Source organism: Limnohabitans sp. 2KL-51, from assembly GCF_003063645.1.
GTDB lineage: Bacteria > Pseudomonadota > Gammaproteobacteria > Burkholderiales > Burkholderiaceae_C > Limnohabitans_A.
Window position 1 is genome coordinate 218,297 of the sequence record NZ_NESJ01000005.1, and the last position, 14,552, is coordinate 232,848.

At 62.0% G+C, this 14,552-nt stretch carries 12 protein-coding genes; 5 read left to right on the plus strand and 7 right to left on the minus strand.

Annotation, left to right across the window (positions count from 1 at the left end):
* Positions 1-10: 10 nt before the first annotated feature.
* Positions 11-670 (minus strand): pyroglutamyl-peptidase I, encoded by a 660-nt coding sequence (gene pcp, locus B9Z49_RS07185; RefSeq protein WP_199225008.1) that lies wholly within the window; start codon positions 668-670, stop codon positions 11-13.
* 10 nt (positions 671-680) lie between these two features.
* Positions 681-2,117 carry an NAD-dependent succinate-semialdehyde dehydrogenase gene (locus B9Z49_RS07190; RefSeq protein ID WP_108352818.1) on the minus strand — a complete coding sequence of 479 codons (1,437 nt, stop codon included), beginning with the start codon at positions 2,115-2,117 and terminating at the stop codon, positions 681-683.
* Between the two features lie 193 nt (positions 2,118-2,310).
* Between B9Z49_RS07190 and B9Z49_RS07195 the strand changes: the two genes are divergently transcribed.
* Positions 2,311-3,096 (plus strand): class III extradiol ring-cleavage dioxygenase, encoded by a 786-nt coding sequence (locus B9Z49_RS07195; RefSeq protein ID WP_108352742.1) that lies wholly within the window; start codon positions 2,311-2,313, stop codon positions 3,094-3,096.
* 90 nt (positions 3,097-3,186) lie between these two features.
* Here the strand turns inward: B9Z49_RS07195 and B9Z49_RS07200 are convergent, their stop codons facing one another.
* Both B9Z49_RS07200 and argE read right to left on the minus strand, forming a co-directional pair.
* On the minus strand, positions 3,187-4,155 hold the full coding sequence (locus B9Z49_RS07200; RefSeq protein WP_108352743.1) for a tripartite tricarboxylate transporter substrate binding protein: 969 nt from the start codon (positions 4,153-4,155) through the stop codon (positions 3,187-3,189).
* 38 nt (positions 4,156-4,193) lie between these two features.
* A complete protein-coding gene (gene argE, locus B9Z49_RS07205) occupies positions 4,194-5,414 on the minus strand; it encodes an acetylornithine deacetylase (protein WP_108352744.1) in 1,221 nt (406 codons plus the stop codon).
* Positions 5,415-5,544: 130 nt separating this feature from the next.
* Here argE and B9Z49_RS07210 point away from each other — a divergent pair, with 130 nt between their 5' ends.
* Entirely contained in the window at positions 5,545-5,862 is a 318-nt protein-coding gene (locus B9Z49_RS07210; protein WP_108352745.1) for an NIPSNAP family protein, read from the plus strand.
* A 13-nt stretch (positions 5,863-5,875) separates the two neighbouring features.
* Here B9Z49_RS07210 and B9Z49_RS07215 read toward each other — a convergent pair whose 3' ends face one another.
* Genes B9Z49_RS07215 through B9Z49_RS07225 form a run of 3 tightly spaced genes read right to left on the minus strand, consistent with a single transcriptional unit; the run spans position 5,876 to position 10,723 of the window.
* Positions 5,876-6,595 (minus strand): SDR family NAD(P)-dependent oxidoreductase, encoded by a 720-nt coding sequence (locus B9Z49_RS07215; RefSeq protein ID WP_108352746.1) that lies wholly within the window; start codon positions 6,593-6,595, stop codon positions 5,876-5,878.
* A gap of 21 nt (positions 6,596-6,616) precedes the next feature.
* A complete protein-coding gene (locus B9Z49_RS07220) occupies positions 6,617-9,835 on the minus strand; it encodes a 4Fe-4S double cluster binding domain-containing protein (protein WP_108352747.1) in 3,219 nt (1,072 codons plus the stop codon).
* A gap of 30 nt (positions 9,836-9,865) precedes the next feature.
* A complete protein-coding gene (locus B9Z49_RS07225) occupies positions 9,866-10,723 on the minus strand; it encodes a class I SAM-dependent methyltransferase (RefSeq protein ID WP_108352748.1) in 858 nt (285 codons plus the stop codon).
* A 282-nt stretch (positions 10,724-11,005) separates the two neighbouring features.
* Here B9Z49_RS07225 and B9Z49_RS07230 point away from each other — a divergent pair, with 282 nt between their 5' ends.
* The 3 genes from B9Z49_RS07230 (at position 11,006) to ltnD (ending at position 14,415) form a co-directional block, all read left to right on the plus strand.
* The gene (locus B9Z49_RS07230; RefSeq protein ID WP_233254542.1) at positions 11,006-12,340 is read left to right on the plus strand and encodes a serine hydrolase; all 1,335 of its coding nucleotides are present in this window, start codon (positions 11,006-11,008) and stop codon (positions 12,338-12,340) included.
* Positions 12,341-12,529: 189 nt separating this feature from the next.
* Positions 12,530-13,504, plus strand: coding sequence for a tripartite tricarboxylate transporter substrate binding protein (locus B9Z49_RS07235; protein ID WP_108352749.1), 975 nt, complete (start codon positions 12,530-12,532; stop codon positions 13,502-13,504).
* Positions 13,505-13,515: 11 nt separating this feature from the next.
* Positions 13,516-14,415, plus strand: coding sequence for an L-threonate dehydrogenase (gene ltnD, locus B9Z49_RS07240; protein ID WP_233254543.1), 900 nt, complete (start codon positions 13,516-13,518; stop codon positions 14,413-14,415).
* Positions 14,416-14,552: the final 137 nt, after the last annotated feature.

A 14,552-nucleotide genomic window follows, 5' to 3' on the forward strand; every position in this document is an offset into this window, starting at 1 on the left:
GGCTTGCAAGTCAGTTGAGCGTGCCGCCACCCAAGGCCACATCGCCCAAGCCCTGCTGCCGATGCGCCACCAGCACGGTCAGAGCCTGCCGCGCCGCCGCAATCTGAAAGCTGGCAGGCCAACTGGGCAGGGTGGGGCCCTTCCAGTTCGCGGCTTGTTCGGGCAACAGCGGCAAATGCACAAAGCCGCTGTGCACGCCTTGCCCTGCCAGCGCGTGCTGCAAGGCATAAAACACTTGGTTGCAGACAAAGGTGCCTGCCGATTGCGACACCGATGCCGGGAAGCCGCCAGCGCGCAAACCCGCCACCAGCGCCTTGATGGGCAAGGTGCTGAAGTAGGCCGCCGGCGCCCCTGCCACCACGGGCACATCGATGGGCTGCGCCCCCGCGTTGTCGGCGATGCGGGCGTCCATGACGTTGATGGCCACGCGCTCGACCGAGAAATCACAGCGCCCCTCAGCCTGGCCCAGCGCCATCACAATGTCCGGCCGGTGCTGTGCCAAGGTAAGCTGCAAAACGGGCAGCGCCTGCGCAAACACGCAAGGCAGCTGCACGGATACGACCTGCGCGCCCTTCAGCGTCAGGCCATTTAAGGCATGCGCCACTTGCCAAGAAGGGTTGAGACTTTGCCCGCCAAAGGGTTCAAAGCCGGTGACCAGGATGCGCAGCACGATGCCAGCCTCAGGCGTTGAAGATCGACACCGTTTTGGTGTTGAGGTAGGCCTCCAGCGCCTCGGGGCCGCCTTCAGAGCCGTAACCCGAATCTTTCATGCCGCCAAAGGGCAGCTCAGGCCAAGGCGCGGCGGGCTGGTTGACCCACAGCATGCCCACGTCCAGGCGTTGGTTCAGCAGGTGCATGGTTTTCATGGAGTTGGTGAACGCGTAGCCCGCCAAACCAAAGGGAAGGCGGTTGGCTTCGGCGATGGCGTCTTCGATCTTCTCGAAGCTGCGGATCGCGGCGATCGGGCCAAAGGGCTCGTTGACCACCACATCGGCGTCGAGCGGCACATGCGAGAGCACCGTGGGCGCAAAGAAGTTGCCTTGGGTACCAATGCGCTCACCACCTGTGAGCACCTTGGCTCCTTTGGCGCGGGCGTCTTGCACGATGGACTGCATGGCGGCCAGGCGGCGATCGTTGGCCAGTGGCCCCATTTGTGTGCCTGCGGCCAGGCCATCGCCCACTTTCAGGGCCTGTGCTTGTGCGGCAAATTGTTCGGCAAAGGCGTCGGCAATGCTGTGGTGCACCAAAAAGCGGGTGGGCGAGATGCAGACCTGGCCCGCATTGCGGAACTTGGCCGCGCCTGCGGTTTTCAAAGCCAGCGCGATGTCGGCGTCTTCGGCCAGGATGACCGGGGCGTGGCCGCCCAGCTCCATGGTCGCGCGCTTCATGTGCTGGCCCGCCAAGGCGGCCAGTTGCTTGCCCACGGGGGTGGAGCCGGTGAAGGTGATCTTGCGGATCAGCGGGTGCGCGATCAGGTAGTTCGAAATCTCGGCCGGTGTGCCGTACACCAGACCGATCACACCTGCAGGCACGCCTGCATCGTGAAAGGCGCGGATCAACTCAGCCGGGGCGGCAGGCGTTTCTTCAGGTGCTTTGACGATGATGGAGCAGCCGGTAGCCAAGGCCGCCGACATTTTGCGTACCGCCTGGTTGATTGGGAAGTTCCAGGGCGTGAACGCGGCCACAGGTCCGACAGGCTGCTTGAGCACTTGCTGCTGAACGTTGATGTTGCGCGGCGGCACGATGCGGCCATACACGCGGCGGCCTTCTTCGGCAAACCATTCGATGATGTCGGCGGCCGACATGGCCTCGACCTTGGCTTCGGCCAGGGGCTTGCCTTGTTCTTGTGTGAGCAGCTCGGCAATTTGCGGGGCGCGCTCGCGCATCAAGGCGGCGGCTTTGCGGAGGATGGCGCTGCGCTCATTGGCGGGTGTGTCACGCCAGATTTCGAAGCCCTTTTGCGCGGCTTGCGCGGCACGCTCCAGGTCGGGGATGCCCGCGTGCGCCAAGCGACCGATTTCGTTGCCGGTAGCGGGGTTGAACACGGCCAGGGTGCGGCCGCCTTCGGCATCGCACCATTGGCCGTTGATGAAGAGTTGGGTGTTGGGGTAGGTCATGTCGTGTTCCTGAATTCGAGTGGGTGGCGATGAAAAAAAATAAAGGCCCTTGGCCATGGGTAAATTGTGGCCGCATTTTGCGACAAGTTGGTCAAACCCGAGACAGACAGAGAGTTGACCGTTGCATTGGCCTACAGTGGGGCACCTCAAAGCCACATTTTGAGGCCCAAATATTCTGAGCCAAATCAACGCCATGCACACACCCTCATCCGTCTTGTTTGTCCCCCATGGCTCGCCCATGTTTGCATTGCACCCCGGTGCCGCAGGCGCGGCCATGAGCGCCTTGGTGCCTCAACTTGGCGCCCTGCGCGCCATTGTGGTGGTCAGCCCGCACTGGGACACTGCTGTGCCCACCGTGGGCTTTGCCACCCGGCTCGAAACCATTCACGATTTTGGCGGCTTTGACCCGCGCCTGTACGAGATGCAATACCCCGCCATGGGCAGCCCCGAAGTGGCGGCCCAGGTGGTCAGTGCGCTGCAAGCGGCGGGCATTTCAGTGGCGCAAGACGCCCAGCGCGGCCTTGACCATGGCGCTTGGACGCCCCTGCGCCAGATGTTCCCCGATGCCCAAGTGCCCGTGGTGCCCCTGTCGGTGCAAAGCCACCTGGGTCCCGAACACGCTTACCGCGTGGGCCAGGCGCTGGCCCCTTTGGCTCAGCAAGGCATTTTGGTGCTGGCCTCGGGCAACATCACCCACAACCTGCGCGATTTGATGGCCGTGCGCACGCAAGGCGGCGCCACGCCCGACTATGTTCCGGCCTTTGCCGACTGGATCCACACCCACATGACGGCCCGTGATGTGCCCGGTCTTCTAGCTTATCGTCAGCAAGCTGTCGGTCAGCGTGCCCATCCCACCGATGAACACCTGCTGCCGCTGTTCACCGCTTTGGGCGCGGCGGGGCCCGATGCACAGCCCGAGGCGTTTTTCCGGGGCATCAGCGACCACGTCATCGCCATGGACGGCTACGCCTTTGCTTGAGACATTGAATACTTGCGGCCGGTGCGTGTGGTGCGTGGGGATTGAGCCCTCCGGGGCCGCAAGGCCCTTTGGATGCAGCCCCCTCAGGACTCAGTCGATCTTCGCGCCCGAGGCCTTGACCACTTGCGCCATGCGCACATAGTCGGCCGCCAGCAACTTACTGAAGTCGGCGTTGCTCATGTCGCGGGGCTCGATGCCTTGCTTGTCCAAGCGCGCAAGCACAACCGGGTCTTTGAGCAGCTTGCTGACAGCCGCGTTGATGCGGTTGGCCTCGGCGGCCGGGATGGCCGCAGGGCCCAGAAAACCGAACCAAGAATCAAACTGGTAACCCGGCAAGCCGCTCTCAGCAATGGTGGGCAAGTCGGGCAAGTATTTGCTGCGCTGGGGCGAGGTCACGCCCAACAAACGCACGCGGCTGTCCTTGGCAAAGGCCAGCGCGCCAATGCTGGCGGCAATCACGGCCTGGGCGCGGCCCGACAGCACTTCGTTGATGGCTTCGCCTGTGGCCTTGAGGGGGATGTGCACCACATCGATGCCCGCCAAGCCCGTGAAGTACGCCATGGCCAAATGTGTGGCACTGCCCACACCCGCGCTCGCGTAGTTCATCTTGCCGGGGTTGGCCTTGGCGTAACGGATGAATTCGGCAGCGGTCTTGGCGGGCACATCGGGGTTCACCATGAGTACGTAGCTCGCGCTGCCAATGTGGGCCAGTGGGGTGAAGTCTTTTTGTGGGTCGTAGGCCAGCTTGGTGTACAGCGATCCGGCAATGTTGTGGCTGGCGGCCGCAGCCACCATCACGGTGCCATCGGCCTCGGCGCGGGCCACGTAGCCGGTGCCGACGGTGCCACCTGCACCGGGTCGGTTTTCCACAATCACCGTTTGACCCAGGGCCACGCCCATTTCCTGCGACAGTGCGCGGGCCAAGGTGTCCTGCACACCACTGGAGGCAAAGGGCACCACGATTCGCACCGTTTTGGTGGATTGTGCTTGGGCCAAGCCCACGGCCGACAGCATGGCCATGCCGAGGCTGGAGGTCAAAATTTCACGACGTTGAATCATGTGAGTTTCCTTGAGTAGGGTTCGATCGTTTGAAAAAATCAGGCCACGCACACCCGGTCGGCCAGGCGGCGCATGAAGCGCTCGCACCAAGCCAACTGGTCCAGCGTGACCCATTCGTTGGGCTGGTGCGCCTGCGCAATGTGGCCGGGGCCGCACACGATGGTGGGCACACCGGCTTGGTGAAACAGAGCAGCTTCCGTGCCAAACGACACCTTGCCCGCGCCGCTGGCCGGGTCGACTTCGGCGCAGTCAAAACACAGGTTGGCGATCTCGCTGTCGGCGGCCGTGGCAAAACCGGGCAACACCGATTTGAGCTCGTGCGTGATGCCCGTGCCCGGTGCGACCGCCTGCATGGCGGGCACCAGGCTCTCACCAAAGGCTTTGGCGCGGGCAAACAAATCTTCGGGCGTGTTCAGGTGGTGGTGGCGGATTTCCCAAGTTACTTCACACTGGCGGGGAATGATGTTGAGCGCCGTGCCACCCGCGATCACGCCCGTGTGCACGGTGGTGTGGGGCACGTCGTAAATCGGGTCAAACGGGCCGTTTTGTACCAGCTCGCGGTGCATGCTTTTCAGGTTAGCAACAAATTCGCAGGCGATCTCGACGGCGTTCACGCCCAAAGGGGTGAGTGAGGAATGCGCCTCAAAACCGTGCACCGTGGTTTTGTAAGAGTGCTTGCCTTTGTGCGCAATCACCACCTGCATGCCCGTGGGCTCGCCCACGATGCAACCCGCGGGTTTGAAGCCCTGGGCCTGCATGTCGGCAATCATGCGGCGCACGCCGATGCAGCCCACTTCTTCGTCGTAACTGAAAGCCAGGTGGATCGGGCGCTTGAGTTTTCTTTTCAGCAACTCGGGCACCATCATCAAACAGATGGCGCCAAAACTCTTCATGTCGGTCACGCCCCGGCCGTACATCTTGTCGCCTTTGATTTCGACCTTGAACGGGTCGGTGTCCCAGGGCTGGCCGTCCACCGGCACCACGTCGGTGTGGCCCGACAGCACCAGGCCGCCGATTTTGGTTTCGCCATCGTGTGCGGGCAGCGTGGCCCAAAGGTTGGCTTTTTGACCGCTGTCGTCATAAGTTCGGCTGCAGGCAATACCCAAGTCCTTCAGGTAAGCCTCGGTCCAGTCCAGAAGGGCCAAGTTGCTGTCGCGCGAGACGGTGGCAAAGGCGATCCATTTTTCGATCAGGGGCAGGGCGGCCAAGTCGGTGGCCTGCACATTCGCCAGGGCTGCGCGGGAGAGAGGGGCATTCATGGGGTTCCGTCCAAAGAAATCAGGATGGGAATCATCTTACAGGTCGCCAGAACCGGCAGCGTCACCTTGCCGACAGCGCAGCCGCTTCGGCCCGCCTACAGTGGGCAGCCCATCTAACAGGAGTTTTTTCATGGCCATTTATGAGCTGCGCACCTACAACGCCATCGTCGGGAAAATGTCGGAACTCACCTCGCACTACAAAAACGAGGGCTGGCCTGTGCTGTCCAAGCACCCGTCCAAACTGGTGGGTTACTTCACGGGCGATGTGGGGGCTTTGAACCAGCTGATCCACATCTGGAAGTTTGACGACGATGCCGACCGCCGGGCTTTTTGGGCCGGGGTCTACGGCGATCCGGATTTCATGGCCTTTGCCGCCAAAATTCGGCCCCTGATTGCCGAGCAGCAAAACAAGCTCATGCTGTCCGCGCCATGGGGCCCTCAGCCTTGAGCCTTGGCTGGGCTTATTGAATCAAGTAGCCGCCGTCCACGGGCAAGACCACGCCCGTGATGAAGCGTGCCGCCGGGCTGGCCAAAAACAGCACCGGGTCGGCCACGTCTTCAGGTTGGCCCCAGCGGCCCATCGGCGTGCGGCCCACAATTTGCGCGCTGCGTGTGGCGTCGTCTTGCAAGGCTTGCGTCAAAGGCGTGGCGATCCAGCCCGGGGCCACGGCATTCACCCGGATGCCGTCGGCCGCATAGGCAATGGCCAGCGACTTGGTCAGCTGCGCCACGCCGCCCTTGCTGGCGCTGTAGCCGGGCGTGAGGCCTCCCCCAAAAAAGCTCAGCATCGAGGCTGTGTTGACGATGCAGCCTTGGCGGGCCTTCAGGCCTGCACGGGCGGCGGCGCAGGCGCGCATGGTGCCGTTCAGGTTGATGTCTACGGTTTGGGCAAACATCTCGGGATCGTGTTCAGCGTTGCGCTGGATGATGCCCGCGCAGTTGACCAGCACATCGAATTCACCAAACTCAACCAGCACGTTTTGCACACGCTCGTTTTGCCGCACATCCAGCACATGAAAGGCGACCAGGCGGTTGGCGCTCAGGGCTTGCGCTACCTCTACCTCGGCAGGCGTGGCCCCGGTGGCCGTCACGCTGGCTCCAGTGGCGGCAAAGGCCCGGGCAATGGCCGCCCCAATGCCGCTGGTGCCGCCGGTGATGAAGACTTTTTGGGCCGTGTTCATGAAATTTCTCCCTTGCTGCTTTTAAAAATCCAGGGCGATCACACCCCCGGAATGCTGGGCGCGTGAGCAGCACAAAATGATTTTGTGTTGCCGCTCTTTTTGGCTGAGAACAAAGTCGCGGTGCTCGATGTCATCGGACAGCGTCGCATCGTAATGCCGGGCGCAGACGCCGCACAAACCGTCGCTGCATTTCACATCGATGGCCACGCCAGATTCAGCCAGCACCTCGGTGGCGCTGCGATCGGCAGGCACTTGCAGGCGGCGACCGGATGTTTTCAGCACCAACTCAAAGGGCTGGTTCACCCAAGCATCGGTCTCGGGCACGCTGAAGTATTCGCGGTGCAGCGCGTCTTCTGGCCAGCCATGTGCGCAGGCAGCCTCGAACACACCATCCATGAAACGCGGCGCACCGCAGGTGTAGACATGCCCACCCGCAGCGAACTCGGGCATCAGTTGCATCAGGTCGGCGCGTTGGCCTTCGTCCTTGAAGTGGTACTGCACCCGCTCGGCCCACGGCGCTTCGGTCAGGTCTTTCAAAAAGCCCGCCGTTGTTCGGCTGGCCGCGCTGTAATGAAAGTCAAACGCCTTGCCCAGCGCATGCAGGCGGTGCGCCATGGCGATCAGAGGCGTCACGCCAATACCGCCCGCAAACAGCCAGCTGTGCGTAGCGTCTTCGTGCAGTTCAAAGTGGTTGGCGGGGCGCGTCACAAACACGCGCCGCCCCTCGCGAAACACCCGGTGCATCAGCGCTGAGCCGCCGCGCCCGCCTGACTCGGGCGGCTCGCGCAACACGCCCAGCACATATTTGCTGCGGTCGGCCGGGTCGCCCGCCAGGCTGTAGGGCCGCTGGTATTCAGGGGCGATCACCACGTCAATGTGGCCTCCCGCCTCAAACGGCGGCAGCTCGCCACCATCAGGCGCTTTGAACTCGTAACGCGCCAGGCCCTCGGTCATCTCTTCGCGCCGGTGCAACACCACCGGGAACACGGGCGGCTCGGCGGGCAGTGGCTGCGGACCGGGGGCCAAGCCGTCGGTCTGTCCTGCCTCCAATCGCGCTTGGTACTGCGCGGGCGTGAGCAAGGCTTGGTAGCGGGCAATGCCCTCTTCGCGGTTGACGGGGTAGGTCACCGGGTAAGGCGGTGGCATTTTGTCGGCCGGGTACACGGCCAGGGTCTGGTCTTCGTAGCGCAGGTCCAGGTCTTTTTGCAGGGTGCGGCGGTGCGTTTGCGCGGCCTGAACATAGCGGCCAGAGGTTTTGTCCAGCTCGATGTCCCACCACCACTTTTTGACCGGGTTGATGCTGCCGCGCTCCAGCAGGTCATCGAGCCGGGCCAGCGCCGGTGCAGCGGCGGGCAGCTTCATGGCCACTTGCCTCCACAGGCTGTCGGCCAGCAGGCCTTCCAGGTTCCAGGGGCAGGTTTTCATGCAGCGGCCGCACATGCCGCCCGCCGCGTTGGTGATGCGGTAGCGGGCGCATTTTTCGGCGTCGCTTTTCCAGATTTCGTAGCCGTTGTACATCAGCTTGGGGCCTGCGGTGATGGCCCCGGACGGGCATTCGCGGGCGCACTTGTTGCAGCTTTCGCAAAAGCTTTGCAGGCCAAAGTCGATGGGCCGGTCAGGGGCCATGGGCATGTCGGTGGTCACGCTGCCGCTTTTCAGGCGTGGGCCCAAAAACGGGTTGAGGATCACCTCGCCAATGCGGCTGACTTCGCCCAAGCCCGACAGCAGCAACAAAGGCGGCTGCAGCACATCGCCGTCCAGCACCGAATGCACCCTGGCCGAATAACCGAGCCGCCGAATCTGCTCGGCCAAAATGCCGCCCATCAGCGAAAAGCGCAAATAAGCCCGCATGCTCTGCGCCACCGAAATCCAGTCGTCGCCACTCGCGCCTTCCATGGTCTCGTGGCCTTGGTCGATCAGCAGGTTCACCGCGTTGGCGTGGTACGCCGGCATGGGGTTGCCGCCCGCGTCGTGCGAGTAATAGGCCCACTCGGGCACAGCGCACAGGCCCACCGCGTCCACCCCCAAATAGTACGAAGCCGCTTTCAAGTTGTCGGCATTGCGCTGCGGGTCTTGCGTGCTGGCGGCCACCGGGCCACGCGCCGGGCCAAACTGCAGCAACAACAGCGCTCCCAAAGCCCGGCGAGCGCAAGCGCCGATCGGGCTTTTCATCACGTAGTGCGCGTTCTTGGCGTCGTCTTGCACCGACTTGCCCAAATCGCCAAACAAGGCGCGGGCAAAAAAGTCGGCCCGTTTGGGAAAGCGCGGCACCCGGTCGTGGTCAATGAAGGTGGTGGGCGTGTCGCGGCGCTTGAGTGTTTCAAACGGGTGTGCGCCTTGGCGAAACTCGCGTTGCGCAAACGCGTCTTGGTGAAACGCGCTCTTGAATGTGCCCAACCCTAACCACCAAGCTGGGCCGTGGCTTTGCCAGCGGTTTTGTTGAGGGTCGAGCGCCTGATCGGGGGCGATGGCCAGCGTGGTGCTGACCGCGGCCAAGGCATAACGCTGGCCCACATACGGGTTCTCGCCGTCGCCCAGCGTCAAGCCGGCGGACAAAGCCAAACGGCCCAAATCCAAGTCGCTGCAGCTGGCGCTGTGGGCGCGGGCCTCGTGGCCCAGCATGCGCAAATAGCTCGATAGCAAAACCGCCGTTTGCGCGGCCAACACGCTGGCGCGTTGCGCCTGTGTGCCCGCCAACCAGTCGCAACCGGGCTCTGCCGGTTTCGGGTCTCGCGCAAATTCCACCAGGATCACGATGGCGTGGCCATGGTGCGCTATCGGCCCGTACACCGTGCGCGCCGAGTCCAGCACATCGGCCAGGATCATGTCCATGCCTGCCGCAAAACTGGCCGGCTGGCTTTGCGCCAACTCTTCGCCCAGCGCAGGCACGGCGGGGTTGCGGATCGGCTCGACCAGCCAGGCCGTCGCGGGCAGTGCGCACACGCCCATCATCGATGCGTCGAAGTAATAACCCGCTGCTTTCAGGTGCTGGGCCCGCTCGGTCGGGTCGACTGGAATCTCCCCTTCCTTGGGGTTGACTGCGCCATCGCGCACCAAGTCGAACATCGCCATGTAACGCGCCATGGCGTGCGACAAAGATTCAGGATCAGAGTGTGCAAAGCGCAACGCCTCCATGGGGGGCAGGCCGCTGTCTTCGGGGGCGGCATGCGTTCGTCGCAGGCGCTCCAGCGGGTAAGGCCCCAAGTGCACGGGACGGTCGCGGTAAGAAAACATGCGCATGAGCGGTACACGTGAGGTTGAGGGCGACCGTCAATCGCTCAGGCGTTGGCCCGTGACTTTCACGACTTCGGGCTGGAAATCGCCCATACCATAGGGCCCGACCACTTCGCCCTGCAGCGAAGCCCCTTGCACCCGGGTCTGAACAGCTTTGAGCTGCCCGTCGGCTTGTACAAAGCTGAAGTGCAGGTCAACGCCGTTCAGGCTCGCACCGAGCAGGGTTTGCGTTTGCCCGCCCAAGGTCAGGGTGCCGCCCAGTCGCTGGTGGCGCTGGGTCAATTGCAACAAAACTGGCCCTTGTGGGGCAAGGCCCTGCACCGACCATTGGCCTGCCACAGCGGTGGGTACGGTCCAGAAATAGCCCGTGTTGGTGCCTGCGCGGATCACCTGATCGGGCTCCCAGTCGCCCATGGAAAACGTGTTGGACAAAACGCGTGTGCCCGGGCGCATGGCCAAAATGGTGGGGCGCAATTGCGCGTTCAGCTCTTCCAGCAGGTACATGGTGACCACTGTGGCTTTGGAAAAGTCTTCTTTGAAGATGTCGCCATGCACGATGCGCACCCGGTCGGCCACACCCGCACGCTGTGCGTTGCGCTGGGCCAGTGCGGCCAGGTCTTTGTTGTATTCGATGCCCCAAGCCCGCGCCCCAAACTGCCGCGCCGCCGCGATCGGGATTTTGCCGTCGCCTGCGCCCAAATCAACGACCTCGTCATTGGGGCCGACCCGCGCTGCCGTCAGCATTTGCGTGACGAGTTCATCGCGGGTGGGCAGCCACATCACGTCCTTGCCCATCTGGCCGAGCTTGGGGGCGTAAGTTTCAGGGGGCAGGCTGCTGCAAGCTTGCAATAGCAACAGGGCCACAAGGGGCCAAAGGCGGGTGAACTTGGGCATGGGCGTAACCAGACAGGGCAAGGGTGTTGTGAGATTTGGAGGGTAACCGGATTTCTGAGCAAGGGCAGCTGTGGGCGTGACAGGACCGGTTGTGTCGATCCTCACAGGCCAGACGCCAACGTCCGATAAAGCGGGATTGATCGCGAAAAGCCCATGTAACGAAAGCGACATATTGATGGGTATTCACCCAACAAGATGATGACGAGTTCAGTGCATTGATGTTTCTGCAGAATTTTGAACTGGATTCACAAACCCCATCACACACATTTTTTGGAGACCTCCATGACCATCACGTTAAAGAAAAAACCGATTTCATTCAAACCCTGTTTGCTCATGGCTGGCGCTGCTTTGTTTCTCGCGCAATCTGCTCTGGCGCAAGCCTTGCCCAAAGCTTCCCCGGAATCTGTAGGGATGTCCAAAGAAAGATTGGCGGTGTTGTCCGCCACCATGAAACAAGAGGTTGCCAGCAATCGGCTGCCTGGTGCTGTCGTGATGATTGCGCGAAATGGCAAACTGGTCTATTCGGAAGCGTTTGGCAAATCAGGCCAGGCGGGTGGTGCGGACATGAAAGAAGATTCGATTTTCAGAATCTATTCGATGACCAAACCGCTGGTATCCACCGCACTCATGATGCTGGTTGAAGACGGGAAAGTTCAACTGACAGATCCCGTCTCCAAATTTCTTCCTGCTTTCAAAAGCCCCCAAGTCAGTGTTCCATCAATCCATCCCGTATCGGGTGCCGTGACCTTCAAAATGGTGCCTGCCAACAGTGAGCCCACGATTCAGGACTTGTTGCGGCACACATCGGGTATCGCTTATGGCGAACTCACGGCCAATACACCGGTCAAAGACGCTTACACCAAAGCCAAGGTTTTTCTTCCCAGTGTCCCGTTTGATGCGCGAGGTGTGACACCCAATGAGATGTCGGAGGGCGTTGGTAAAGCACCCCTTGCACAACAACCCGGCACCACCTGGGAATACTCCTTGTCTGTGGACATTCAAGGGCGCGTCGTTGAAGCCGTCAGTGGCAAACGCTTGAATGACTTCATGAACGAGCGCATGTTTGGACCTCTCAAAATGAAGGACACAGGTTTTCATGTTCCTGCGGCCAATGCATCGCGTTTGGCTGAGGCGTTTGCCAAGGACCCGTTGACCGGCGCAGCCAACGTATTGATCGACGTTTCCAAAGTGCCAGGCAATGACTCGGGCGGTGCTGGCGGTGTGGGCACAGCGGGCGACTACTTGCGGTATTGCCAAGCCATGTTGAATGGCGGATCGCTGGACGGTGCCCGGATTCTGTCTCCCTCTACCGTGCGGTTGATGACTGCCGACCACCTGGGCACTGCCATCAACACGACCACCAACCCGGGTCAACTCTTATTGGGCACCAACGGGTACACGTTTGGACTGGGTTTTCTGGTTCGATCGCAAGACGGCATTGCCCCTGTGCATGGCTCGGCGGGCGAGTTCATGTGGGCTGGATTTGCAGGGACTTTTTTCTGGGCTGAACCCAAAGAAAAATTGTGCGCTGTCTACATGACACAGTCCCCCAGTCCATTGCGTGCCAGCTATCGCAGACTGATGAAAAATCTGGTTTCTCAAGCCATTGTCAATTGAGACAAGCCAAGCTCAACGGCAAGTTGGGCTTGGCTTTTATCGGGCGGTGCGGTACCTTCATCGACAGGACGCATGGCCCGATTCCACCGTTGGGGCGTCCACATCGGCTATGCCCCCGTGATGACCCTGATGCAAACTTGCCTCAGAATTTGTATGATGACCTGATCAATTCACATCAGGAAATACCCCATGAAACGCAGAAACTGGATCGCGGCTGCAGCCGTATGCCTGGCCGCATCGCCTTTGATGGTCAGCCCCGCTTCTGCCCAAGCTTGGCCCACCCGCCCCATCAAACTGGTGGTGCCCTTTCCGCCCGGTGGCCTGATCGACAACATGGCCCGTCTGGTTGCGCCCAAGCTGGCGCAAGAGTTGGGGCAGCCTATCGTGATCGACAACAAGCCGGGTGCCGGTGGCAACCTGGGCGCGGCCGAGGCGGCGCGATCCCCTGCCGATGGCTACACCTTGCTCATGGCCTCGCCGCCGCTGACCATCAGTCCGGCGCTTTACAGCAAGCTGCCCTACAAGCCCGAGCAAATCGCCCCGGTGGCCTTGCTGGGCCGCGTGCCCAATGTGCTGGTGGTCAACCCGGCTGCAGGCATCAACACCCTGGCCGAACTCACCGCGCTGGCCCAATCCAAGCCGGGCCAGCTCAACTACGCGTCCAACGGTCAGGGCACCTCGCTGCACCTGAGTGCGGAGCTGTATAAAAGCCAATCGGGCGCGTTTGTCACACACATCCCTTATCGCGGTGCGGCCGCAGGTCTCACGGGCTTGATGGCGGGAGAGGTGAACATGATGTTTGACAACCTGCCCTCGGCGCTGGGCCTGATCAATGGCGGCAAGCTCAAGGCCCTGGCCGTGACCACGCCCCAGCGCAGCAGCGCCTTGCCCAATGTGCCCACGATGGAAGAAGCGGGCATGAAGGGCTACCAGGTGTTTGCCTGGTTTGGTGTGGCCGCGCCTGCGGGCTTGCCTGCACCGGTTGCGCAAAAGCTGGAACAAGCGCTGGAGCGCGTGGCCAACCAGCCTGAGGTGAAAGCCGCCATGCTTAAGGCCGGTGCAGAGCCCGCTTGGGCCAACGCCCAAGGCCTGGCCAGCTTCATGCAGGCCGACACGGCGCAATGGAAAAAAGTGGCGAGCTTCGCCAAGATCACTTTGGATTGAGGAATCAAAACATGACAACAGTAGGTCTGATCGGTTTGGGGGCCATGGGCTCGGGCATGGCGTCATCGTTGCGCCGAGCAGGGCACAGCGTGCAGGTGTTTGACGTGCGACGCGAGGTGGCTGACGCCTTCACGAACGCGGGCGGTACGGCGCACGACTCGCTGGCCTCGTTGGGTGCGGCCTGTAATGTGGTGGTGTCGGTGGTGGTCAATGCAGCGCAAACCGAAGCCGTGTTGTTTGGCGATGGCACAACCCCCGGTTGCGCCGCCAGCATGAAGCCTGGCAGCGTGTTTGTGATGTGCTCCACTGTCGACCCCAACTGGTCGGTGGCTTTGGAGTCGCGCCTCGAAGCCCTGGGCCTGCGTTATGTGGATGCGCCCATCTCGGGTGGCGCTGCCAAAGCAGCCTCGGGCCAGATGACCATGATGACCGCGGGCAAGCCAGAGGCTTATGCGCTGGCCGAGCCCTTCTTGAACGCCATGGCCGCCAAGGTCTACAAGCTGGGCGACAGCGCAGGCGCTGGCAGCAAGGTCAAGATCATCAACCAGCTGCTGGCGGGCGTGCACATTGCCGCAGCGGCCGAAGCCATGGCCTTGGGCCTGCGCGAAGGCGTGGACCCAACCGCTTTGTACGAAGTCATCACGAACAGCGCAGGCAACAGTTGGATGTTTGAAAACCGCATGGCCCATGTGCTGGCGGCCGACTACACGCCGCTGTCGGCCGTGGACATTTTTGTGAAGGACCTGGGCATCGTGCTCGACATGGCGCGTGCCAGCAAGTTCCCGCTGCCGCTCTCCAGCACCGCGCACCAGATGTTCATGCAAGCCAGCACCGCAGGCTTTGCCAAAGAAGACGACAGCGCAGTGATCAAGATTTTTCCGGGCATTGAGTTGCCAAAAGCACCGGGCTGATCCCCCCGTAGGAGCCCACCCCGTGGGCGATGGTTTTTGAGGGCGTGTTCCACGCCCATCGCCCACGGGGTGGGCTCCTACAAAATGCAGCTCAAGCCCTTTGCAACACGGTGTGGTGCCGACACACAACAACAGCC